The sequence below is a fragment of the Streptomyces sp. NBC_01429 genome, assembly GCF_036231945.1.
In the GTDB taxonomy this organism is placed as follows: Bacteria; Actinomycetota; Actinomycetes; order Streptomycetales; family Streptomycetaceae; genus Streptomyces.
In genome coordinates, this window is sequence record NZ_CP109599.1 from 6619780 (window position 1) to 6643379 (window position 23600).

At 71.1% G+C, this 23600-nt stretch carries 22 protein-coding genes; 8 read left to right on the forward strand and 14 right to left on the reverse strand.

All coding sequences use genetic code 11. The features are described from left to right. Positions 1-54 precede the first annotated feature (54 nt). The 5 genes from OG627_RS29215 to OG627_RS29235 all read right to left on the reverse strand — a co-directional run bounded on the left by OG627_RS29215 (position 55) and on the right by OG627_RS29235 (position 6059). A complete protein-coding gene (locus OG627_RS29215) occupies positions 55-1467 on the reverse strand; it encodes a DUF4832 domain-containing protein (protein WP_329070136.1) in 1413 nt (470 codons plus the stop codon). Between the two features lie 107 nt (positions 1468-1574). Further along, positions 1575-2411, reverse strand: coding sequence for a carbohydrate ABC transporter permease (locus OG627_RS29220; RefSeq protein ID WP_329070138.1), 837 nt, complete (start codon positions 2409-2411; stop codon positions 1575-1577). Beyond that, a complete protein-coding gene (locus tag OG627_RS29225) occupies positions 2404-3459 on the reverse strand; it encodes a carbohydrate ABC transporter permease (protein WP_329070141.1) in 1056 nt (351 codons plus the stop codon). Before OG627_RS29225 ends, OG627_RS29220 begins: the two co-directional genes overlap by 8 nt. Before the next feature lies 1 nt (position 3460). After that, positions 3461-4723, reverse strand: a complete 1263-nt coding sequence (locus OG627_RS29230; RefSeq protein ID WP_329070142.1) for an ABC transporter substrate-binding protein — start codon at positions 4721-4723, stop codon at positions 3461-3463. A gap of 139 nt (positions 4724-4862) precedes the next feature. After that, positions 4863-6059, reverse strand: coding sequence for an ROK family transcriptional regulator (locus OG627_RS29235; protein ID WP_329070145.1), 1197 nt, complete (start codon positions 6057-6059; stop codon positions 4863-4865). Positions 6060-6132: 73 nt separating this feature from the next. Between OG627_RS29235 and OG627_RS29240 the strand changes: the two genes are divergently transcribed. Next, complete coding sequence (locus tag OG627_RS29240; protein ID WP_329070147.1) at positions 6133-7416, forward strand: Gfo/Idh/MocA family protein; 1284 nt, start codon at positions 6133-6135, stop codon at positions 7414-7416. Between the two features lie 84 nt (positions 7417-7500). Here the strand turns inward: OG627_RS29240 and recQ are convergent, their stop codons facing one another. Further along, positions 7501-9510 carry a DNA helicase RecQ gene (gene recQ, locus OG627_RS29245; RefSeq protein WP_329070149.1) on the reverse strand — a complete coding sequence of 670 codons (2010 nt, stop codon included), beginning with the start codon at positions 9508-9510 and terminating at the stop codon, positions 7501-7503. A gap of 287 nt (positions 9511-9797) precedes the next feature. Here recQ and OG627_RS29250 point away from each other — a divergent pair, with 287 nt between their 5' ends. Then, positions 9798-10307 (forward strand): GNAT family N-acetyltransferase, encoded by a 510-nt coding sequence (locus OG627_RS29250; protein WP_329070150.1) that lies wholly within the window; start codon positions 9798-9800, stop codon positions 10305-10307. A 74-nt stretch (positions 10308-10381) separates the two neighbouring features. On the opposite strand, the gene rox is transcribed toward OG627_RS29250, so the two are convergent. The 4 genes from rox to map form a co-directional block, all read right to left on the reverse strand. Further along, positions 10382-11857: a rifampin monooxygenase gene (rox, locus tag OG627_RS29255; RefSeq protein ID WP_329070152.1), complete on the reverse strand. Its 1476-nt coding sequence runs from the start codon at positions 11855-11857 to the stop codon at positions 10382-10384. A gap of 345 nt (positions 11858-12202) precedes the next feature. Then, entirely contained in the window at positions 12203-13138 is a 936-nt protein-coding gene (locus tag OG627_RS29260) for an AraC family transcriptional regulator (RefSeq protein WP_329070154.1), read from the reverse strand. Positions 13139-13215: 77 nt separating this feature from the next. Continuing rightward, positions 13216-14124 carry a zinc-binding dehydrogenase gene (locus OG627_RS29265; protein ID WP_329070156.1) on the reverse strand — a complete coding sequence of 303 codons (909 nt, stop codon included), beginning with the start codon at positions 14122-14124 and terminating at the stop codon, positions 13216-13218. Between the two features lie 190 nt (positions 14125-14314). Continuing rightward, entirely contained in the window at positions 14315-15133 is an 819-nt protein-coding gene (gene map, locus OG627_RS29270; protein ID WP_329070158.1) for a type I methionyl aminopeptidase, read from the reverse strand. A 93-nt stretch (positions 15134-15226) separates the two neighbouring features. Here map and OG627_RS29275 point away from each other — a divergent pair, with 93 nt between their 5' ends. Both OG627_RS29275 and OG627_RS29280 read left to right on the forward strand, forming a co-directional pair. Further along, positions 15227-15496, forward strand: coding sequence for a helix-turn-helix transcriptional regulator (locus OG627_RS29275; RefSeq protein ID WP_329070160.1), 270 nt, complete (start codon positions 15227-15229; stop codon positions 15494-15496). Positions 15497-15651: 155 nt separating this feature from the next. Beyond that, a complete protein-coding gene (locus OG627_RS29280) occupies positions 15652-16176 on the forward strand; it encodes an ATP-binding protein (RefSeq protein ID WP_329070162.1) in 525 nt (174 codons plus the stop codon). A 153-nt stretch (positions 16177-16329) separates the two neighbouring features. Here OG627_RS29280 and OG627_RS29285 read toward each other — a convergent pair whose 3' ends face one another. The 4 genes from OG627_RS29285 to OG627_RS29300 form a co-directional block, all read right to left on the reverse strand. Further along, the gene (locus OG627_RS29285; RefSeq protein ID WP_329070164.1) at positions 16330-16644 is read right to left on the reverse strand and encodes a hypothetical protein; all 315 of its coding nucleotides are present in this window, start codon (positions 16642-16644) and stop codon (positions 16330-16332) included. Positions 16645-16736: 92 nt separating this feature from the next. Continuing rightward, positions 16737-17402: a response regulator transcription factor gene (locus OG627_RS29290; protein ID WP_329070166.1), complete on the reverse strand. Its 666-nt coding sequence runs from the start codon at positions 17400-17402 to the stop codon at positions 16737-16739. Next, positions 17399-18505 (reverse strand): sensor histidine kinase, encoded by a 1107-nt coding sequence (locus OG627_RS29295; RefSeq protein WP_329073076.1) that lies wholly within the window; start codon positions 18503-18505, stop codon positions 17399-17401. The genes OG627_RS29290 and OG627_RS29295 overlap by 4 nt, the downstream gene beginning before the upstream one ends. Before the next feature lie 107 nt (positions 18506-18612). Continuing rightward, on the reverse strand, positions 18613-19137 hold the full coding sequence (locus tag OG627_RS29300; RefSeq protein ID WP_329070168.1) for a hypothetical protein: 525 nt from the start codon (positions 19135-19137) through the stop codon (positions 18613-18615). 164 nt (positions 19138-19301) lie between these two features. Between OG627_RS29300 and argC the strand changes: the two genes are divergently transcribed. From argC to OG627_RS29320, 4 genes are read left to right on the forward strand one after another with little or no spacing between them, the layout of a single operon-like run. Then, a complete protein-coding gene (gene argC / locus OG627_RS29305) occupies positions 19302-20339 on the forward strand; it encodes an N-acetyl-gamma-glutamyl-phosphate reductase (protein WP_329070170.1) in 1038 nt (345 codons plus the stop codon). Next, positions 20336-21502 carry a bifunctional glutamate N-acetyltransferase/amino-acid acetyltransferase ArgJ gene (argJ, locus tag OG627_RS29310; protein ID WP_329070172.1) on the forward strand — a complete coding sequence of 389 codons (1167 nt, stop codon included), beginning with the start codon at positions 20336-20338 and terminating at the stop codon, positions 21500-21502. The genes argC and argJ overlap by 4 nt, the downstream gene beginning before the upstream one ends. Beyond that, positions 21499-22404, forward strand: a complete 906-nt coding sequence (gene argB / locus OG627_RS29315; protein WP_329070174.1) for an acetylglutamate kinase — start codon at positions 21499-21501, stop codon at positions 22402-22404. The genes argJ and argB overlap by 4 nt, the downstream gene beginning before the upstream one ends. Then, positions 22401-23600, forward strand: a complete 1200-nt coding sequence (locus OG627_RS29320) for an acetylornithine transaminase (RefSeq protein WP_329070176.1) — start codon at positions 22401-22403, stop codon at positions 23598-23600. The genes argB and OG627_RS29320 overlap by 4 nt, the downstream gene beginning before the upstream one ends.

Below are 23600 nucleotides of genomic sequence, written 5' to 3' on the forward strand. Positions count from 1 at the left end.
CGGCCGGGGACTTCAGCGGGTCGGACGTGGACGCCGGTCAGCTCATGGAGCCGGTCAGCTCACGGTGACCGTCTGGAGCAGGTTGTTGTAGCCGGTGGCCGCCTCCCAGGTGGAGGCGTTGGCGAGCCGGATCGAGTACAGCGGATTCTGCGGCACCGCCGGGTCGGGCAGGTTGAGCAGCAGGCTGTAGCTGCCCGCCGGCAGGGTGCTGGGCAGGGTCACGCTCCGGTCGATCGTCGTGGTGCTGCCCGCGAGCCAGGTGCGCGGGTCGCCGGTCAGCGCGAGCCGGTACACCTGGGAGGTGGCGGTGTTGCGCAGGACCAGTTCGAGGCCGCGCGGGTTGAACGGCGCCGCGAATCCGTCGTTCTTGACGGTGATGCTCACCGGCAGGGTGCCGCCCCGGCTCGCGGTGGTCGGGTACGTACCGCTCTGGAGGGCGAAGCGGTAGCCGAGGCTACGGGTGATCTCGGGCAGACAGCCGCCGCTGCGCCAGCCGTTGATGACGTTCGGCTCGTAGTCGGTGTTGAGGTAGGACCAGTGGAACATCTTCAGCTCGGACAGCGCGGTGGGACAGCTCGTCCGGGGCGCGTTGGTGCCGCAGGTCTCGCCGCCCATCGGCAGGTGGTTCGTCTCGGCGGCCAGATAGGGGTATTCGACGGCGGTGTTCTCGTACGTCCCGTAGTCGTCGGCGCTGGCGAGGAAGCAGTCGTTGTGGTGGCCGAGCCGGGCGGCCGACGAGCCGTTGTACGCCTGGGAGGCGGGCAGCGCGGTGGTCCCGTACATGGTGCGCTTGTACTTGGGCGTGCGCAGCTGCACCATCCGCGTCGAGGGCAGCACCCCGAGGGTCTTGTCGACGACGGCCTTGCGGTTGGCCCAGTCGGCGGTGGTGACATTGCCCGCGTCGCCGAAGTTCTTGGTGTAGTACCCCTCGCCCCAGGCGCCGACGAACCCGGCCTGGACGAGGTAGACGACATCGCTGTTGGCGCTCAGATAGGGCGCGAGCTGGTCCAGGTGGGAGAGGACCCGGTCCTTGGTGGCGTCGGCGCCGTCGGTGGAGTCGGTGTAGGCGAACCGGACGATGGTCTTGAGTCCGGCGGCGCGCACGGTGTCGAACTGGCGCTGGAGCCGGTCGAGCGCCGTCCGGCTGATCGCGCTGTTCTTGAAGTCGGCGAGATAGAAGACGCACATCACCAGCGAGACCGAGTCGTTGACCCGGTAGCCCTGGAGGGTGGCGGCGCTGAAGTCGCTCTTGTCGCAGTCGCCCTGGTGGCGGTAGAGGCCGCGCTCGGGGTTGGCGAAGTTCTCGGTGGTCTGGGTGTACGTCACCGAGGCGGCGCTCGTCCCGCTCTCGCCCGCAGTCCCGGCGAGCCGGGCGGAGGCGGGGGAGGCGCCGGCGAGCAGCGTGCCCACCAGGCCCATCAGGGTGAGGCCCTTGAGGACGAGTCGGCCGGGGTTCTGTCTCTTCATGAGCTGGTTCCTTTCCTGTCGGGACCGTGGTCCCTCGGGATCCGGTCCGGTGGGGGGTCCGGCCGCCGCGACGGCCGGAGGAATGCGGCGGGGCGGGCCGCGCGGGGTCAGCCCTTGACGCCGGTGTGCGCGATCCCCTGGATGAACTGGCGCTGGAGGAAGACGAAGACGGCGATCACGGGCAGCGAGGCCAGCAGGGAGCCCGCCATCAGCACCGGATAGTCGGTCTGGAACTGCCCCTGGAGCGTCGCCAGCCCCGCGGAGAGTGTCATCTTTTCCGGATCGGTGTTGACCACCAGTGGCCAGAAAAGATCGTTCCAGGACCAGAGCAGGGCGAGCACGGAGAGCGCGATCACCCCGGGACGGGCCAGGGGCAGCATGATCGACCAGTAGATCCGCCACGGCCCCGCGCCGTCGAGGCGGGCCGCCTCCTCCAGCTCGGGCGGCAGTCCGAGGAAGAACTGCCGCAGCAGGAAGACTCCGAAGGCGCTGAACATGCCCGGAACGATCAGCGCCTGGAGGGAGTTGAGCCAGCCCAGGGACGACATGATCTGGTACTGCGGGATGATGAACAGCTGCGGTGGCACCATCAGCACGCACAGGAACAGCCCGAACAGCGTCTGCCGCCCGGGGAAGCGCAGCCGGGCGAAGGCGTAGGCGGCCAGCGGGCAGAACAGGATCTGCCCGGCCGTACGACCGGCCGCCATCAGTACGGTGTTGAGGAACTGGTCGCCGAACGGCAGCAGTTCGAAGACCTTGCCGTAGTTCTCCCAGTGGCCGGCGGGCAGCAGCGACGGCGGGACCCGGGTGGCGGCGGAGAGCGTCTGGAGCGAGGTGATGAGCTGCCAGACGAAGGGCGCGATCATCACCAGCGAGGCGGGGATCAGCACGGCGTGCACCCCGATGTGGGACCTGGTCCGTGCCCGCGGCCGGGACTCAGCCATAGTGCACCCACCTCTTCTGGAGCCGGAACTGGAGGGCGGTCAGGGCGATGATGACGGCCAGCAGCAGCATCACGATCGCCGCCGCGTAGCCGCGGTCGTTGGTCACGAAGGCCCGGTCGTAGAAGAGCTGGACGACCGTCTGGAGCCGGGGGAAAGCGGGGTTCGCGCGCGCGCTCTGCCCCGAGCCGGCCAGCACGTAGACCAGGTCGAAGAGTTGCAGCGAGCCGATCACCGAGATGACCGACACGAAGAACGCGGTGGGGGAGAGCAGCGGCACGGTGATCCTCAGGAACTGCCGCACCGGACCCGCCCCGTCGATGGCCGCGGCGTCGTAGTACTCCTGGGGGATCGCCTGCATCCCCGCCAGGAAGATGATCAGGTTGTAGCCGACGCTGCTCCAGATCCCCACCAGGACCAGCGCGTACATCGCCGTGTCCGGGTCCGCGATCCAGTTGGGGCCGTCGATGCCGACCAGCGACAGTACGTGGTTGATCAGCCCGTAGTCGCCGTTGTACAGCCAGCGCCAGACCATGGCGACGGCCACCGGCATGGTGACGACGGGCAGGAAGAACAGCGTCCGGTAGACGCCCACCCCGCGCAGCCCCTCCCGGTTGAGCAGCGCGGCGAAGACGATCGCGAGGGGGATGGCCAGCAGCCCCAGCACCGTGTACGTCACGGTGTTGAGCAGGGAGGTGCCGACCTGCGGGTCGCTCAGGAGGCGGCGGTAGTTGTCGAGGCCCGTCCAGGTGTGGCCGCCGAAGGCGCCCCACTCGGTGAGCGAGAAGTAGCCGGTCTGGACGACGGGCCAGAGGTAGAAGACGGCCAGACCGAGGCCGACGGGCGCGATGAACGCGTACCCCCACAGGGCCTCCGCCACGCGGTCCCGGCGCGGCAGGGCCCGGCCGAGAAGGGTTCTCCCGGAGGCCGGCCGGGGTACCGCGGCGGGCGCCGGGGCCGGGGCGGACCCGGGTGCTGGTGCTGGTGCGGGATCGGGACCGGGACCGGGGCCGCCGCCGGTCGTGGACTCACGGCTGGAGCGAAACGTCATCTCACTCCTTGGCGAGCAGGTCGTTCATCGCCCCGGCCAGAGCGGTGGATGCCTCAGCGACGGTCTGCTCGCCGGTCCACGCCTTGGTGAGATGGGTCAGCTCCGCCTCGTTCCAGGCGGCCGTGTTCTTCGAGACGGGGTAGGGCACCGCGTAGTCGACCGAGTCCAGCAGGGTGCGCAGCGCGAACTGGGGATGCGCGTTCACCCAGCCGTCCTGGGTGCCCGTGTAGGCGGGCAGCGGACCGGCCTTCCCGAGGGCGACGGCGGCCTCCTTCGAGCCGAGGAACCGGACGAACTCCTCGGCCTCGCGCGGGTGGGCGGTCCTGGCCGAGACGACATTGGCCACCCCGTGGATGACGGTGGCCCGTTTCTCGCCCCGGGGGAGCGGCGCCACATCCACCTTGTCCTTGGTGTACTCGTTCGTGGAGAACTCGCCCGCGTTCCACGAACCGCCCCAGTACATGGCGATCCTGCCCGCCTCGAACAGCTGGAGCGGGGCCGTGTCGGTCATGGTCCTGAGGTCGGGCGACTGCTTCTTCTCGATCAGATCCGTCCAGAAGCGCAGGCCCTCGATGGTCTTCGGATCGTCGTACCCGGACTTCTTGCCGTCGGGGGATATGACGTAACCGCCCGCCTGGGCGATGGTGTTGTACTGGTACTCCTGGAAGCTGGTCAGCTGCGCCGCGGCGCCGTGCACCCCCTTCGCGGGATCGGTGAGCCGGGCCGCCGCCTTCTTGAAGTCGCTCCAGGTCCAGTCGTCCGCCGGGTGCGCGACGCCCTTGGCGTCGAAGAGCGCCTTGTTGTACCAGACCCCGACCGTGTCCATGTCCTTGGGCAGGCCGTAGCGCTTGCCGTCGTAGGTGTACAGATCGACCAGCTGCTCGGGGTAGACGGACAGGTCGATGTCCCCCTCGGCCGACTTCTCGTCCAGCGGTCTGATCACCCCGTTGGACGCGTAGAGCTGGAAGTTGGGGCCGTTCATCCAGAAGACGTCGGGGGCCGCACCGCCGGTGGCGGCCGTCTTCAGCTTGGCCCAGTACTCGCTCCACGCGGTGAGCCCCACCTTGACCGTCACGTCCGGGTGGGTCCTGGTGAACTCCTTGGCCAGCTTCTCCATCACGGGCTTCTGGTTCTTGTCCCAGATCGCGTACGACAGCACGGCCTTCCCGTCGCCGTCGCTCCCCGCCGGGTCTCCGCCCGAACACCCGGAGACCGACAGCACCACCCCCAGCAGAGCCGCACCGACACGCGCCAGCTTCCCCATGCCCGGACCTCCTCATGAACGAGGCGCACCAGGCGCCACGCACCAACGGCCGACCCCGGACAGCGATGCGCTGTCCGGGGCCGTGAAAGTTAATGCCTAATGATGGAGTCCAGGGAAAGTAAGTCAAGACTCGATTGGGTCACAGGGCCGAGCGGCGCCGCCCCTGGCGAGGCGCCGTCAGGAAGCTCTCCGGTGCGGCGATTTCACCGGGTTCGTACAGACCTCGGTCGACATGGTCCAGCGCCAGCCGCAGCGCGCCCAGGGCCACGCCCTCGTCACCGAAGGCGGAGATCCTGACCTCGGGGGTACGGATGCACCAGCGGTCCAGCTCGCGCCGCAGCGGCTCCACGATGAGATCGGCGGACCGGGAGAACCCGCCCCCGAACACGACCAGTTCGGGATCGAGGGTGAGCACCAGGGCCGAGGCGCCTACGGCCAGCTCGCGCACGTAGCGCCGTACCGCCGTCAGGGCCTTCTGATCCCCCTCGCGGGCCGCTCGGAACACGTCCTCCGGCGCCGCGTGCGGATCGTCGGCCGGCCGGCCGCCGGGCCAGGACCGCAGATGGCCCGGCGCGCGCTCCCAGCCGGCGGCGGGCAGCGCCCCGATCTCACCGGCGGCGTTCCCGAAGCCCCGGTGGAGCTTGCCGTCGATGATCAGGCCGGTGCCCGTACGCAGCCCGGCCAGCAGGAACACCACGTCCTTGGCGTGCCGGGCGACCCCGCGCCAGGACTCCGCCAGCGCCGCCAGCTTGCCGTCGTTCTCCACCAGGATCGCGCCCGCCACCAGCCCCCCGACATGGGCGGCCACATCGAGACCGGTCCACTCGGGCAGCGCCTCGGACAGCATCACCCGGCCCGTACCGTCGACCAGCCCGGTGGTGGCCACCCCGGTCACCCACACGGCCGAGGCGGGGGTGCCGGAGCCGGTCAGCGCCTCCTGTACGGCCCGGTCCACGGCGGCCAGCCGCTCGGTGCGCCCCATCGACGGGGTGACGGCGACCCGGGCGCTGTGCTGCACCTCGCCGTCCAGATCCGCCACCAGGGCCAGCACCTTGTGGCCGCCGATGTCGACCCCGAGCACCCGGCCGGCGTCGGCCCGGAAGCGGTAGCGGCGGGCGGGGCGGCCCACGGTGCCGGGCGCCGGAGCCACCTCCACCACCCAGCCGCGCTCCAGCAGTTCCCGTACGACGTCCTCGGTGGAGGCCCGCGACAGGCCCGTGCGCCGGGCGATCTCGGTCAGGGTCAGTGCCGGTTCGCCGCGCAGCACCCCGATCGCGGCCAGCGCGTTGAGCCGGCGGAGCCGGGAGAGATCCCCGCCGGCCGGATTTTCGGTCATCACACACCCTTGAGGTCGGCCTGGTTACAGCTAATAATGAGGGACTCCGGTGTAATTTCTGGAAGGGACCCCCATGTCTTCGGTGACTCTAGCCCTGGTCGGCGCCGGCCTGCGCGGGCAGTCCTACGCGCGTCACGCGGTGGCGTCGGGCCTGGGACGGGTCGTCGCTGTGGCCGAACCGGATCCGTTCCGCCGGGAGGCCGCCGCCGCTGAATTCGGTATCCCCCCGGAGCACGTGTACCCGGGCTGGGCGGAGCTGTCGCGGTCGCCGCGCCTCGCCGACGCGGCGATCATCGCCACCCAGGACCAGCTGCACACCGGCCCCGCCGTACGCCTGGCCGACCTCGGCTACCACATCATGCTGGAGAAACCGATGGCCACCGGCGAGCCGGAGGCGCTCGCCATCAGCGAGGCGGCCGAGCGCAACGGGATCATGCTGGCCGTCTGCCATGTGCTGCGCTACACCCCGTACACCCTGGCCCTGCGCCGGCTGCTGGAGAGCGGGACCATCGGCCGCCTCGTCAGCGTCCAGCACCTGGAGCCGGTCGGCTGGTGGCACCACGCCCACTCCTTCGTACGGGGGAACTGGCGGCGCCAGGACACCTCGGCGCCCATGCTGCTGACCAAGGCGTGCCACGACATCGACTGGCTGATCCACCTCTTCGGCCAACTCCCCGACCAGGTGGCCTCGTTCGGCGGTCTGACCCATTTCCGCCCCGAGGACCGCCCCGAGGGCGCCGCGAACCGCTGCCTGGACTGCCCGCTGGAACCGACCTGCCCCTACTCGGCGAAGCGGCTCTACCTCGACTGCCTCGGCGACCCGGAAGCGGAGTTCTGGCCCCTGTCGGCGGTCACCGAGGAACACACCGAGGAAGCCGTGCTCGACGCGCTGCGCACCGGGCCCTACGGCCGGTGCGTCTACGCGAGCGACAACGACGTGGTCGACCACCAGGTGGTCAACATGTCGTTCCCCTCCGGCGCTACCTGCTCCTTCACCATGAGCGCCTTCACCCCGATGGAACACCGGCGCACCCGGCTGATGGGCACGCACGGATTCGTCGACGGGGACGGACACACCCTGCGGATCGTCGACTTCCGCACCGGCGAGGACCGCACCGTGGACGCGGTGGAGGCGTCGGAGATGTCGGGACCGTCCGCGGCGGACGGCCACGGCGGCGGTGACGAGGCGCTGACCGAGGCGTTCCTGACCGCCGTCGCCACCGGCGACGGCTCGGTCCTGCTCTCCGACGCGGCGCAGAGCCTCGCCACCCACCGGGTGGTGTGGGCCGCCGAGCGGGCCAGGGTCACCAACACCGTGGTCCGGCTGGACGCGGCGGAGCAGCCGGCGCCGGTCTGACCGGCGGGGGCGGGGGCGGGCGGTACGGGGGGGGGTACGAGGGGGGTACGGGTACGGCGCGGCACGCCGTACCCGTACCGCGCCTCACTCGGTACCGGCGGCGAGCGTCTCCAGGATCTGCTCCCCGTACTTCGCCAGCTTGTTCTCGCCGACCCCCGTCACCGTGCCCAGCTCCGCGAGCGTCGAGGGGCCCAGGACCGCGATCGCGCGCAGCGTCGCGTCGTGGAAGATGACGTACGCGGGCACGCCCTGCTCCTTCGCCGAGGCGCCCCGCCAGGCCCGCAGCGCCTCGAAGGCCGGCACGGCCTCGGCCGGCAGATCGACCGGCGCCGAGCGGGCCTTGGCCGTCTTCTCGCGCGCGGCCTTCGCCGCCCGCTCCGGCTCGCGCCGCAGCGCGACGGGCCGCCGCCCGCCCAGCACCTCGCCGCTGCCCTCCGTCAGGACCAGGGTCCCGTAGTCACCCTCGACCGCGATCAGCCCCTGCGCCAGCAACTGCCGGGCCACGCTGCGCCATTCCGCCTCGCGCAGCTCGGTACCGATACCGAACACACTGAGCGCGTCATGGTCGAACTGGATGACCTTGGCCGTCTTCTTCCCCAGCAGGATGTCCGTGATCTGCCCGGCGCCGAACTTCTGGTTGCGCTCGCGCTTGAGCCTGACCACCGTCGACAGCAGCTTCTGCGCCGGGACCGTGCCGTCCCACGACTCGGCGGGGGTCAGGCAGGTGTCGCAGTTGCCGCACGCCGTGCTCTGCTGGCCGAAGTACGCGAGCAGCTGGACGCGCCGGCACTCGACCGTCTCGCACAGCGCGAGCATGGCGTCGACGTGCTCGCCCAGCCGCCGCCGGTGCGCGTCGTCGCCCTCGGAGGTGTCGATCATCTTCCGCTGCTGGACGACGTCCTGGAGCCCGTACGCCAGCCACGCGGTGGACGGCAGCCCGTCCCGTCCGGCGCGTCCGGTCTCCTGGTAGTAGCCCTCGACGGACTTCGGCAGGTCGAGGTGGGCGACGAAGCGTACGTCCGGCTTGTCGATGCCCATCCCGAAGGCGATCGTGGCGACCATGACCATGCCGTCCTCCCGCAGGAAGCGCGACTGGTTCGCCGCTCGTACCCGGGCGTCGAGCCCCGCGTGGTACGGCAGCGCGTCCACCCCGTTCTTCACCAGGAAGTCGGCGGTCTTCTCCACCGAGGCCCGCGACAGGCAGTAGACGATCCCCGCGTCGCCGGGGTGCTCGGTGCGCAGCAGATGCAGCAGCTGCCGCTTGGGGTCGTCCTTGGGCGCGATGCGGTACTGGATGTTGGGCCGGTCGAAGCTCGCCACGAAATGGCGCGCGTCCTGGAGCTTCAGCCGGGAGGCGATCTCGGCGTGCGTGGCCTCGGTGGCGGTCGCGGTCAGCGCGATACGGGGCACATCGGGCCAGCGCTCGTGCAGCGAGGACAGGGCGAGGTAGTCGGGGCGGAAGTCGTGCCCCCACTGCGCCACGCAGTGCGCCTCGTCGATCGCGAACAGGGAGATCGTGCCGCGCTCCAGCAGCCGTACGGTCGCCTCGACGCGCAGCCGCTCCGGCGCCAGATAGAGCAGATCCAGCTCGCCCGCGAGGAACTCGCTCTCCACGAGCCGCCGCTCGTCGAGATCCTGGGTGGAGTTCAGGAACCCGGCCCGCACCCCGAGCGCCCGCAGCGCGTCGACCTGGTCCTGCATGAGCGCGATGAGGGGCGAGACGACGACACCGACGCCTTTGCGCACCAGCGCGGGGATCTGGTAGCAGAGCGACTTCCCGCCGCCGGTCGGCATGAGGACGAGGGCGTCGCCGCCGCCGACCACATGCTCGATGATCTCCTGCTGGCTCCCGCGGAACGAGTCGTAACCGAAGACGCGGCGCAGCACCGCGAGGGCGTCGCCCGCGTCACCCCCGCCGCCCGGGCCGTCCGGGCCGCTCGCGGGTTCCGCGCGGTGGGGCTCGTGGGGCTCGTGGTGTTCGCGGGGCTCCTCGTGCGCGTCGTACTCCTCGTACTCGTCGTACTCAGGGGGCTCTTCGGTCCCGTCGTATTCGGGGCGAGTCTCGGGACGGGTGTCGGCATCGGGAGCGCTCATCCGTCGAGTCTACGAGGCGGCGCACCCGCGACGAGCCGCCGCTGGGACGGAGTGACAGCCGGTGATAGGTTCTGCGGCGTTCGTGTCCGATCCGGATCAGGGGAAGCGGGGAGGTGAGGCAGATGACCGCGCTCAGGGCCGCTGCCGGGTGCGCTGCCAGGACCACTCTCACGCTCCGGGACATGGCCTGACCTCACCCCCCGGGGCTCACTCCTCGCCGCACGCCAGGAGCCTCGGCTCGCGGGGCGACACCTTGACGGACCCACACGAAACGGACCTCGTCCACCATGAGTATCAACTGGATCACGCGCGCCGAGACCGGCGCCGACATCCCCGCCATTCGCGCCGTCGTCCTCGCCGCGTTCGACACTCCACTGGAGGCCGACCTCGTCGACGCCCTGCGCGCCGGCCCCGCGTGGATCGACGGGCTGTCCGTCGTCGCCACCGACCCGGGCGGCGGGATCATCGGCCACGCGCTGCTGACCCGCTGCCGCATCGGCGACACCCCGGCCCTGTGCCTGGCCCCCGTCGCCGTGCGGCCCGAGTACCAGAGGACCGGCGCCGGCTCGGCCGTGGTCCGTGCCTCGTTGCGGGCCGCCGGGGAGCGGGGCGAGCGCTTCGTCACCGTCCTCGGGCACCCGGCGTACTACCCGCGGTTCGGCTTCACGCGCGCTTCCGCGTACGGCATCGGGCTCGACATCGACGTCCCGGACGAGGCCATGATGGCCCTCGCCCTCGACGCCGACCATCCGCTGCCCGGCGGAACCGTCCACTACGCCGCACCGTTCGGCATCTAGCCCAAGGCCACGGCGCCGGGGCCGTACCGCGTCCCGGCGCCGCGTGCGCTCATACCCCGTCCCGGGGCTCGTTCTCAGGTGCCGGTGGCGGCGCCGAACCACTTCGGCAGCCGGTCGAGCAGCTCCCGCTGGTCCTCACCGGCCCACGCCACATGGCCGTCCGGCCGCAGCAGCACCGCGGGCACGTCCAGTTCCTCGCTGACGTCGACGACATGGTCGACCCGGTCCGCCCAGCCCGCCACGGATAGCCGGCCGGTCTGGTCGAGGAGCAGTCCGCGGCCGCCGCGCGTCAGCTCGTAGAGGCGCCCCCGCTTCAGCCGCATGTCCCGTATCCGCCGGCCGAGCAGCTCGTGCCCCGTGCCGTGCCCCGTGCCGTCTCCGTCCGCCCCTTCGGGATCCCCTTCGCCGAAGTCGTAGCGGATCCCGATCGCGATGATCTTCTCGACGAGGTGCCGGTTCACCTCCTCGAAGTCCATCAGCTCCGACAGCAGCGCGCGCACCGCCAGGGGGCCCGGCTCGGTGGACAGCAGCATCATCTGCGCGCGGGTGTTGTTCAGTACGTCGGCCGCCACCGGGTGCCGTTCCGTGTGGTAGCTGTCCAGCAGACCGTCCGGTGCCCAGCCGTTGACCTCGGCGGCGAGCTTCCAGCCGAGGTTGAACGCGTCCTGGACGCCGAGGTTGAGCCCCTGCCCGCCCACCGGCGGGTGGATGTGCGCCGCGTCGCCCGCCAGCAGTACCCGGCCGGTCCGATAGCGCTCGGCCTGCCGGGTGGCGTCGCCGAACCGGGCCAGCCGGCGCGGGGAGTGCACGCCGAAGTCGGTGCCGGCGACTGCCCGCAGCCGCTCCTTGAACTCCTCCAGGGACGGCGGGACCGAGCGGTCCTCGGCCACCCCCTCGGCGGGCACGACGACGCGGTACACCCCGTCCCCGAAGGGCCCGACGCCGAACCGCTTCTGGGTCGTGCGGACTTCGGCGACGACGGCGGCGACCGTCGCCGGATCCTCGGCCACCGCCATCTCGCCCAGCAGCGTCTCGACCCGGGAGTGCTCACCGGGGAAGCCGACGCCGAGCAGCTTGCGCACCGTGCTGCGGCCGCCGTCGCAGCCGACGAGGTAGCGCGAGCGCAGCCGCGTGCCGTCGGCCAGCTCGGCGGTCACCCCGTGGTCGTCCTGGCTCAGCCCGACCAGCTCGCGGCCGCGCTCCATCTCGGCGCCCAGCTCGGTGGCGCGCTCGGCCAGCAGACGATCGGTCGTGGGCTGCGGAATGCCGAGGACGTAGGGATGGCGGGTGTCCAGCCGGTCCGGCGCGGGCTTGTCGATGGCGGCGAAGAAACCGCGGACCGGGTACCGCCGGCCGTGCGCGAGGAACCGCTCCAGCAGTCCGCGCTGGTCCATCACCTCGATGCTGCGCACATGCAGGCCGAGCGCGCGGACAAAACCGGTCGGCTCCGCCTCCTTCTCCAGTACGAGCACGCGCACGCCGTGCAGCCGCAACTCTGCGGCCAGCATCAAGCCGGTCGGTCCGCCGCCGACCACGATCACGTCAATCATCAAAACGCCCATTCACACGAGATTGGATGTCGGCCGGCCGTCCCGCGCGCTCCATCGGCGCGCGCCCGCGCCCGCGCGTCGGGTCTCGGCATACGCCAACAGAAGCGCATGTACCTCTCGAATCCGCTGTTTCCGCAGATCCAGGCCGTGGCCGGTCATTCTGCTCCACGACGGGGGCCTTGCCGCAAGCCCCCCGGTGCGCTATACGTTGAGAAGGGCAAGGAGAGGGAAACCCTCTTTGCCCTTCGTCGTCTCTCGTGGTCGGACCGCGTGGGCGGACCGGCAGGTGGCCCCGATGGGGCATCGGCCACCGCGTCGGCCCGTGGTTCTACCGGCCCCGTGGCTCTACCGGCCGAGGCCCGTCCGAGCGCGGAGGTGGGTGCGGTACTCGCCGGGTGCCATGCCGCGCGCCCGGCGGAAGGCCCGGCTGAAGGCGTGCGGGGATCCGTATCCGACCGCGCCGGATATCGCCTCGACCGGTTCGTCGGTGTCGCGGAGCCGGAGGGACGCCAGGTCCATGCGCCACTGCGTCACATACGCGCCCGGTGTCTGTCCGAGGGCGGCCCGGAAATGCCTGGACAGCGTCGCCCGGGAGACGCTGATCGTGGTGGCCAGGGTTTCCGTGGTCCACGGGCGTTCCGGTTCAGCGTGGATACACGCCAGGGCGTCGCGTACGACCGGGTCGCGCATCGCGCCCAGCCACGAGCCGGACCGTTCCCGCGGAGCGCGGGCCAGCCAGGCGCGTATGAACTGGATGAGCAGGAGGTCGACGATGCTGTTGACCGCGGCGGTGGTGCCGATCCGCGGCTGTGCGAGTTCCGTGGTGAGGAGTTCGATGGTCCTTTCGAGCCCGGGGTTCTCGCGCGCTTCGATGTGCATCGGCCGGGCGAGCGCGGTGAGTACGGGGGTGCTCACCGCCGGATCCTGCTCGTAGTGCACGGTGATCAGTTCCGTCCGGGCCGGTGGCAGGCCCAGCCGGTAGACGCTGCCGTTGGCGCGGGCCCGGGCCGCCGACTCCACGTCGCAGGCGCCCATCGTCACGTCGGGACCGCTGGCTATGCCGTGTGCGGTGCCGGGTGACAGCAGGACGGCGTCCCCGGCCCGCGCCTGTACGGGGCGCTCGCCCGCGATGTGGAACCACGGCGTTCCGCGGGCCACCACGTGCAGGGCCGCCCCCGGGTAGTCGTCCAGCCACAGCCCCCAGGTCTCCCCGGCCTCCAGCATGAAGCCGAGCGCTCCCCGCGCGCCCGAGACACGCAAGGCTTCCGCGAGCACGTCCATGGGTCCATTCTCGTCCCACCCCCGGCGGGCCCCCGCGTATTCGCGGATGCCGTCATGCGGGAACGGGCGCGGTGTCGTCAGGTCACATTGAGGACGATCTTGCCGTGCACCTTCCGCGCGAACAGCGCGCCGATGGCGTCGTCCACCGCTTTCCAGTCGCCCCGCAGCCCGATCCGCGCCGACAGTCTCCCGGCGGCCATGAGGCCCAGCAGATCCGTCATGTCCTTACTGGTCGGCGACATGTCGCCGTACGTGTTGATGGTGCGGGGCTCGCCGAATCCGAACAGGGATCCCTGGGGGAACGTGGTGTCCTGGCCCGAGGCGAGGCCGACCAGATGGATGGCGCCGCCCTCGGCGAGGAGACCCCACACCTGGGCGAGACGCGGCCCGCCGACCGTATCCAGGACGAAGTCGAACTGGTCCTCGATATCGGCGAGGTCGGACATGACACGCCCGGCCCCGAGTTCCCGGAGCCCGGCGGCCCTGTCCGGAGAGCCGACGAGCGCCGTCACCCGCGCGCCCGCCAGGGCGGCCAGCTGGACGGCGAAGTGCCCCACCCCGCCGCCGGCGCCGGTGATCAGAACATGGCGCGCCAGCACGGAACTCCTCCGCAGCACGCGCAGCGCGGTGACCCCGGCGACCCCCAGTGCGGCGGCGTCGGCCGACTCCACGCCCTCGGGCACGGTGCCGAGCCACTCAGGACTGACCGCTACCCGCTCCGCCCAGGCGTACGGGGCCATCCCGAGCGCGACACGAGTGCCTTCCGGCGGTCCCGAGCCGTCGGCGGCCGCGCGCACGACGACGCCGGCCGCGTCGTGACCGTGCACAGCGCCCGCCGGCCACTGTTCCGCGTACTTCAGCTCGCCGAGGTTGAGACCGATGTGCCGGATCTCGACCAGTGCCTCACCGGCTGACGGCTTCGGCTCGTCGACATCGGCGAACCGGACGGGGCCGGCCTCGCTGTGATCGACCACAAGGGCACGCATGGATTCTTCCTTCTCCCGAAAGTACGCCGCGGCGCCCGGCGCGGCAGCGGTTCGAGGGCACGAGAACCCTCTTGCGAAGACCCTCGCCCAGCCGCGGCGGCTCGGCCAGTCCCGGGAGAATCAGATGGTTGATCATCTGTGTCGTTGTGAGCTGGGCGCTCCGGCAGGCGGCCTCTGAAGCCGGATGCCGTCAGCGTCCGGGCGCCGATGACTCCCGCCGGTCCGTCCGTTCCCTGTCGCTCCCGGGGCGCCGGGTGAGTACGAGCGGGCCGGTCTCGGTGATGGCGACCGTGTGCTCGGAATGAGCGGTGCGCGAGCCGTCGGCCGAGCGGATCGTCCAGCCGTCCGGGTCGAAGACGATCTTGTTGGTACCGGCGGCGAACCAGGGCTCGATCGCGATCGTCAGGCCGGGTCGCAGCTTCCAACCGCGCCCGGGGCGACCGTCGTTGGGGATGTGCAGGTCCTCGTGCATGGTGCGGCCGATGCCGTGGCCGCCGAACTCCAGGTTGACCGGGTAGCCGTACTCGGCGGCGACCCTGCCGATGGCCGCCGAGATGTCGCCGAGCCTGTTGCCCGGCTGGGCGACCTTGATCGCGGCCTCCAGGGCGACCTCGGTGGCCTCGATCAGCCGCAGGTCCTCCGCGGCCGGGGTGCCGACGACGACGGAGTGGGCCGAGTCCGCGGCCCAGCCGTCGATGACCACCGCCATGTCCATGGTCAGCAGATCACCGTCGCGCAGCGTGTAGCTGTGCGGCAGTCCGTGCAGCACGGCGTCATTGACCGAGAGGCACACCACGTTACGGAACGGACCCTTGCCGAACGAGGGCTCGTAGTCCCAGTAGCAGGACTCCGCGCCGCGCTCCTTGATCCGGCGGCGCGCGTGGTGCTCCAGGTCCAGCAGGTTGACGCCTACCGCGGCGAGGTTGCCGAGTTCGGCCAGTACCTGGCCGAGGAACTGGCCGGTGACATGCATGCGTTCGATGTCTTGGGGGGATTTGTGCTCGATCACTGCGATCCTCGATTCCAGGGGCGACCGACAGGTATATTTATACCAGAGCGCGGGATGGTTGCCGCCGGACATCCGCCGCTCTAGCATGTGCGCATGGTTCGCTATCCGCTCGCCCCCGAACAGATCGAGGCGGGCCGACGCCTCGGGGCCGCGCTGCGCTCCGCCCGGGCCGGACGCAGCCCTGTCGAAGTGGCCCTGGCGGCGGAGATCTCGCCGGAGACCCTCCGCAAGATCGAGACCGGCCGGCTGCCCACGCCCGCGTTCGGTACCGTCGTCCGGCTCAGCGAGGTACTGGGCGTACCGCTGTCCGAACTCGCCGTCGTCTGGCGCACCGACCCTGCCCTGAGCCAGGCCGCCTCCTAGGGGCTGTCCGGAGAAAGCCGTCCGGGAGAAAGCCGTCCGGAACAAGTCCCGGAGAATGCCGTCCGGAAAGAATGCCGTCCGGAAAAAGACCGACGCCGTGCCGCTGCTCCGCGGTGCCCGTTCCCGCGGCCCGCGCCGCGCTAGCGTGGGGCCCCATGATCGTATGGCTCAACGGCACCCACGGCGTAGGCAAGACGACGACCAGTGCACTCGTGCAGCAGCTGATCCCGGATTCCCGGGTGTTCGACGCCGAGAAGGTCGGCGAGACACTCATGGACATCACCCCCGGGCTGCCCGGGACGGACAACTTCCAGCACTGGCCGCCGTGGCGGCCGCTCGTGGTCGAGACCGCCCGCCGTGTACTCGACTACACCGGCGGCACTCTGGTGATGCCCATGACTGTCCTGGTCGAGCGGTACTGGCGCGAGATCAGCGCGGGCCTCGCCCAACATGCCATTCCGGTAAGGCACTTCGTCCTCCACGCCGACCAGGAGACCCTTCGCGGGCGCATCGCGGGCGACACCGTTCTCGGTCCCGACTCCCCGTTCCGTCTCAAATACCTGGAGCCCTACGCCGAGGCGGCCCGCACATGGCTGCACGCCGAGGCCGAGGTCGTCGACACCACGCACCTCACGCCCGACCAGGCCGCGCTGCGGATCGCGGCGGCCGTCAAGGGCTGAAGGGGCCGCCCGCCACCGTGCTGCCCGTCCCAAGGGCTCCGGCCGTCCCAAGGGCTCCGGGCGTCCCAAGGACTCCGGCCGTCCCAAGGGCTCCGGGCTCGCGGGGCCGCGACTTCGTCGTCCTGGCCGAGGCTCCTTGCAGCCGCCGGTGGCTCATCGCTCCCAGACCACCGCGGTCACGTCGGTCTTCAGCCGGCGATCCGAGAAGAGCAGGCTGCCCCCGCCGCCGCGGTTCTGGGGGCTGTCCACCGGCAGCTGGACCGGACCGCCGCCCACCCCGCTGCCGTAAGCCGTCGCGCCGACCGCCGTGACCTCAGGGTCCTCGTTGATCATCGTGGTGTCGTAGCCGGCATTGCCGGCCGCCAGGATGTTCGTGCTCGCGACGGCCGGAACACTCAACGCGCCCGTACCGGTGGCCGCCGTGGCCGTCAGCACCAGCAGGCGGCGGGCAACGCGCTTCATGGACATGGGGCATCCTTCCGGCCGGGACGCCGAGTGCGTCCGCGACACCCCTAACGGCCTCATGCTCCAAAGGGCACGCGGGCACGCGGGCGCGCAGGTCAGGCCAGGCCCGCCTCGATGGCTCGACGGACGGCGTCGGCCCGGTCGCGGATCCCCGCTTTGGCGAAGAGGTTGTTGATGTGGGTCTTGACCGTGGCCTCGCTGATGAAGAGCTTCTCGGCGATGCCCCGGTTGGGCAGGCCCCGGCCGATCAGCGTGAGTACCTCGCGTTCGCGGGGTGTGAGGTCTTCGGGCAGGGACTGTCCCGGCACCGGCGCCTTGGTCCTGACGGTGGCGAGCAGCCGGTCCTGGACCTCGCGGTCGAGTACGGACTGACCGGCGGCGGCGGCCCGGATCGCCCGGATGATGTCCTGGCGCCCCGCGTTCTTGGTCAGGTAGCCCCGGGCCCCCGCGCTCAGCGCGCCCAGGATCGATTCGTCGTCGGCGAAGGTGGTCAGCACCACCACCGCCACCTCCGGGTACTCCTCGCCCAGCCGACGGGTCGCCTCGATCCCGTCCATCACGGGCATGCGCAGGTCCATCAGCACGACGTCCACCGGCCCGGAGGCGACAGCCGTCAGCACCTCGCTCCCGTCCGCGGCGGCCGCGACCACGTCGATGTCCTCGGACAGCCCGAGGACCGCGGCGAGCGGCTCCCGGACGGCGGCCTGATCGTCGGCGACGATCACCCTCAACCGCTGCGGTTTCTCGGTCGGTCCACTCATCCCGGGATCACTGCCTCCACTTGCCAGCCGCCCTGGTCCGGTCCCTCGGTGACCGGGCCCGTGGTGACGGTTCCGCCCAGCAGGGCGACGCGTTCGCGCATGCCGATCAACCCCATTCCGCTGCCGACGCCCGCGTTCACCTCACGGGTGGCGGGGCGGTTGCGGATCCTCAGTGTGGTCGACGAGACGGCGAACGTCAGCTCCACACCGACATCTCCCCCGGGAGCGTGCCGTGCGGCGTTGGTCAGCGCCTCCTGGGCGATCCGCAGCAGATTCTGGGTCACCCGGGCCGGCGCCTCACGGACGGTTCCGGTGACGGTGAGAGCGTCACGGTGGCCCGACGATTCGAGCATCGCGGTCAGGCTCTCCAGCAGCGGCAGCGAGTCCTCGCGCAGCGCGTGCACGGTCCACTGCGCCTGTTTCAGGCTCTCCTTGACCAGGCCGTGGGCCTTGTCGTTGGCCTCCCGGACCTTCTCCAGGTCACCGGTGTCGATCAGCGCGTCGGCCAGTTCCAGCTGCATGTTGATCCCGGCCAGCGAGTGCGCCAGGACGTCGTGCACGTCCCGGGCGATCCGGCCGCGCTCGGTCAGCACGGCGGTCCGGGCCTCGGCCCGGGCGGCGCGTTCGGCCGACTCCGCCGCCACGATCGCCGCGAGTACGGCCCGGCGCTGACCGCGGTTGATGATGCCGACCAGGACCGGCGCGCCGGTGGAGAGGCCGAGGGCCCAGGGCAGCAGGTGGTGCCCGGGACCGAGGTGGAAGTACAGGACACCGCCGCAGAGCAGACTGCACATCCCCGCGAGAACGAGAGCGGGCCTGGTCTCCAGCCGGTATCCGATGTGACCGGCGAGGAAGAAGGCGAAAAGGTAGCCCGTTCCGCTGCGGCTGACGCCGATCAGGGCGGCCGCGGCGACGATGCCGAGGGTCAGCCAGACGAGAGCGAGGTGCTTGGGGACCCTGTTCTCGGGCAGCCGCCGGGCCAGCAGCGCCGCGGAGTTGATCACGAAGAGGACGGCGACGGCCAGCCCCCGGCCGCTGAGGCCCATGGGCCGGATCGTCAGGATTCCGGCGACGACGACCGCGAGGGTCAGCACCCACTGCACCCGCGGATCCTGTCCGGGAACCGGCCGCGGGCCCGCCCCCCGGGTCGCGGCCTTTCCGGGGGGCGGGGCGCTCTCGGTCGCGGACACGGGCAGAACATTACGCACGGTCAGGCCGTACGGTCGAAGACGGGCACGGGGCGGGTCGCCGTCCGGGTCCGGCTCCGTATGAAGATCGTGGCCAGCCGGGTGACCACTTCGGTGACTGCCATCAACACGAACGCCGCCACCCAAGCCTGGTCGCTGGTGATCTGGTGGGCGATGCTGAACCGGGCGACGTCGTCGGCGCCACCGCCGTGCTCGATCCACATCTGGAAACCGATCCGCGCCCCCATGCCCACGACCCACAGGATCGCCGACACCGCACCGGCCTTGATCAGGACGTGCTCGCCGACCGTCCGGATCCGGGTGTAGACGCCACCGGCGACGCCGAGCGCGGCACCCACGCTCATCAGGGCCCCGATCAGCACCAGGTCGTTGCCCGCGGTGGGAACGCTGTCCAGGTACGAGTGGGCCACGAAGGCCACGATCCCCAGCGGGATCAGGAAGGACTTGAGGTCGAGCCGGCCTTCCCGCAGCTGCCGGAAGACGATGAGGACGAGGGCGATATCGGTGATCCACTCGGTCGTTGTCATGCCCCAAGACTGCTGCGACGAGGCCCGGAGCACCTGGACCCATGGGTGGACATCGGGGGTGGAGATCAACCGCTCCCCGATGTCCGCGGGGCGCCCCCGCGCCACCCGTTGCATAAAACTGCGTACGTACGTATAGTCATGCCATTACCGAGGAGGATTTTTCGATGGCTGTACGTGCTCTTCGCGCCGCCGTGGCCGGGGCGAGCGGATACGCGGGCGGGGAAGTGCTCCGGCTGCTGCTCGGTCATCCCGGGATCGAGATCGGAGCCCTCACCGGCAATTCCAACGCGGGCCAGCCGCTCGGCGGGCTTCAGCCGCATCTGGCGCCGCTGGCCGACCGGGTGCTGGAGCCGACCACCGCCGAGGTGCTCGCCGGGCACGACGTGGTGTTCCTCGCGCTGCCGCACGGGCAGTCCGCCGCCGTCGCCGAGCAGCTCGGCGACGATGTGCTCGTCGTCGACATGGGCGCCGACTTCCGGCTGCGGGACGCGGCGGACTGGGAGCGGTTCTACGGCTCCCCGCACGCCGGGACCTGGCCGTACGGGCTGCCCGAGCTGCCGGGCGGGCGCGCCGCGCTGGCCGGGAGCAGGCGGATCGCCGTGCCCGGCTGCTACCCCACGGCCGTCTCGCTCGCGCTCTTCCCGGCGTACGCGGCCGGTCTCGCCGAGCCCGAGGCCGTCATCACCGCCGCCTCCGGCACCTCCGGCGCGGGCAAGGCAGCCAAGCCGCATCTGCTCGGCTCCGAGGTGATGGGCTCCATGTCGCCGTACGGCGTCGGCGGCGGCCACCGGCACACCCCCGAAATGATCCAGAACCTCAGCGCCGCGGCGGGGGAGCGGATCACCGTGTCCTTCACCCCCACCCTCGCCCCCATGCCGCGCGGCATCCTCGCCACCTGCTCCGCCAGGGCACGCCCCGGCACCACCGCCCAGGACGTACGGGACGCCTACGAGAAGGCGTTCGCCGACGAGCCGTTCGTCCGGCTGCTCCCCGAGGGGCAGTGGCCCGCCACCGCGTCCGTGTACGGCTCCAACGCCGCGCAGGTCCAGGTCGCGTACGACGAGCACGCCGGCCGCGTCATCGCGATCAGCGCCATCGACAACCTCACCAAGGGCACCGCCGGCGGCGCGGTGCAGAGCATGAACATCGCCCTCGGACTCCCCGAGGACACCGGACTCTCCACGATCGGAGTGGCACCTTGAGCGTCACCGCAGCGAAGGGATTCACGGCGGCGGGCATCGCGGCCGGAATCAAGGAGAACGGCGGACCCGACCTGGCCCTCGTGGTCAACAACGGTCCGCGCCGCGCCGCCGCGGGCGTCTTCACCTCCAACCGCGTCAAGGCCGCCCCGGTCCTCTGGTCCGAGCAGGTGCTCAAGGGCGGCGCCGTCACCGCCGTCGTCCTCAACTCCGGTGGCGCCAACGCCTGCACCGGACCGAAGGGCTTCCAGGACACCCACGCCACCGCCGAGCACGCGGCGGCCGTGCTGGAGGGGCACAGCGCCGGTGAGATCGCCGTCGCCTCCACCGGTCTGATCGGCCTGCTGCTGCCCATGGACAAGCTGCTGCCCGGCATCGGGAAGGCCGCCACCGAGCTGTCCGCGCACGGCGGCGAGAAGGCCGCGATCGCCATCAAGACCACCGACACCGTGCACAAAACCGCCGTCGCCGGCGGCGAGAGCGACGGAGTGGCCTGGAGCGTCGGCGGCATGGCCAAGGGCGCGGGCATGCTCGCCCCCGGCCTCGCCACCATGCTCGTCGTCCTCACCACCGACGCCGACATCGAGACCCCGGCGCTGGACACCGCGCTGCGCGCCGCCACCCGCACCACCTTCGACCGCGTCGACTCCGACGGCTGCATGTCCACCAACGACACCGTGCTGCTGCTCGCCTCCGGCGCCTCCGGCGCGACCCCCGCGTACGACGAGTTCGCCGAGGCCGTCCGTACCGTCTGCGCGGACCTGGCACGCCAGCTGATCGGTGACGCGGAAGGCGCCTCCAAGGACATCCGCATCGAGGTGATCAACGCCGCGACCGAGGACGACGCCGTCGAGGTGGGCCGCTCCATCGCCCGCAACAACCTCCTCAAGTGCGCCATCCACGGCGAGGACCCCAACTGGGGCCGCGTCCTGTCCGCCATCGGCACCACGGCCGCCGCCTTCGACCCCGACCGGCTCAATGTCGCCATCAACGACGTATGGGTCTGCAAGGACGGCTCGGTGGGCGAGGACCGCGACCTGGTCGACATGCGCTACCGCGAGGTACGGATCACCGCCGACCTCTCGGCCGGTACGGAGTCGGCCGTCATCTGGGCCAACGACCTGACGGCCGACTACGTCCACGAGAACAGCGCGTACAGCTCATGACCGCCCGCAAGCACACCGCGCTGCCCAAGGCGCAGATCCTCATCGAGGCGCTGCCCTGGCTCACCCGCCACCACGGCAAAACCGTCGTCATCAAATTCGGCGGCAACGCCATGATCGACGAGGAACTCAAGGCCGCCTTCGCCCAGGACGTCGTCTTCCTGCGGCAGGCCGGTCTCAAGCCCGTCGTCGTGCACGGCGGCGGCCCCCAGATCAACGCGCAGCTCGACCGGCACGGCCTGGTCAGCGAGTTCAAGGCCGGACTGCGGGTCACCACACCCGAGGCCATGGACGTCGTACGGATGGTGCTGGCCGGCCAGGTCCAGCGCGAGCTGGTCGGGCTGCTCAACCAGCACGGCCCGCTCGCCGTCGGCATGACCGGCGAGGACGCGCACACCATCACAGCGACCCGGCACCGGCCGCTCATCGACGGCGAACCGGTCGACATCGGCCGGGTCGGCGAGATCACCGAGATCGACACGGGCGCCATCGAGGCGCTGCTCGCGGACGGCCGCATCCCGGTCATCTCGTCCATCGCGCGCAGCGCCGACGACGGACACGTCTACAACGTCAACGCCGACACGGCCGCCGCCGCGCTCGCCGCCGCCCTGGGCGCCGAGACGCTGATGGTCCTCACCGATGTCGAGGGGCTGTACGAGGACTGGCCCAACAGCGACGACGTGATCAGCCGGCTCACCGCCCGCCAGTTGGAGAAGCTGCTGCCCGAGCTGTCCAGCGGCATGGTGCCCAAGATGGAGGGCTGTCTGCACGCCGTGCGCAACGGCGTCACCACCGCGCGCGTACTGGACGGACGGGTCCAGCACTCGATCCTGCTGGAGATCTTCACCGACGAGGGAATCGGCACGATGGTCGTGCCGGACGGACCGGAAGGGAGCACGAAGTGAGCGGCAACCAGGAGCTTTCGCAGCGCTGGCAGAACGTGATGGCCGACAACTACGGCACGCCCGGCCTGGCCCTGGTACGCGGCGAGGGCGCCCGGGTCTGGGACGCCGACGGCACCCCGTACACCGACTTCGTCGGCGGAATCGCGGTCAACGCCCTCGGCCACGCCCACCCCGCCGTCGTCGAGGCCGTCTCCGGCCAGATCGCCTCCCTCGGCCATGTCTCCAACCTCTTCCTCGCCGAGCCGCCCATCGCGCTGGCCGAGCGGCTGATCCAGCTCTCCGGCCGGCCGGGACGCGTCTTCTTCTGCAACTCGGGCGCCGAGGCCAACGAAGCGGCCTTCAAGATCGGCCGGCTCACCGGCCGCAGCCACATGGTCGCCACCACGGGCGGCTTCCACGGCCGCACCATGGGCGCGCTCGCCCTCACCGGCCAGCCCGGCAAGCGGGAGCCGTTCCTGCCGCTGCCCGGCGAGGTCACGCACGTGCCGTACGGAGACACCGAGGCGCTGCGGGCCGCCGTCACCGAGGAGACGGCGCTCGTGATCATCGAGCCGATCCAGGGCGAGAACGGGGTGGTCGTACCGCCCAAGGGCTACCTCGAAGCGGCCAGGGAGATCACTCGCGCGACCGGCACCCTGCTCGTCCTGGACGAGGTCCAGACGGGCGTCGGCCGGACGGGCAACTGGTTCGAGTACCAGGCCCACCAGGGCATCGAGCCCGATGTCGTCACCCTCGCCAAGGGACTCGGCGGCGGCCTGCCCCTCGGCGCCACCCTCGCCTTCGGGGACGCCGCCGATCTCCTCAAGCCCGGCCAGCACGGCACCACGTTCGGCGGCAACCCCGTCGCCTGCGCCGCCGGACTCGCCGTACTCGACACACTGGCGGCCGACGGACGCCTCGACGAGGTCAAGCGCCTCGGCGAGCGGGTACGCGCCGAGGCCGAGGCCCTCGGCCACCCGCTGGTCTCCCACGTCCGTGGCGCTGGGCTGCTCCTGGGTATCGTGCTCACCGAGTCGCTCGCGCCCCAGGTGCAACAGGCGGCTCAGGGTGCCGGGTTCCTCGTGAACGCGCCCGCCCCCGATGTCGTACGGCTGATGCCGCCACTGATCATCGGCGACGGCGAGGTGGACGCGCTGCTCCGGGCGCTGCCCGGCATCCTCGACGAGGCGTACGCGGAAGGACGATCAGGGGAATGA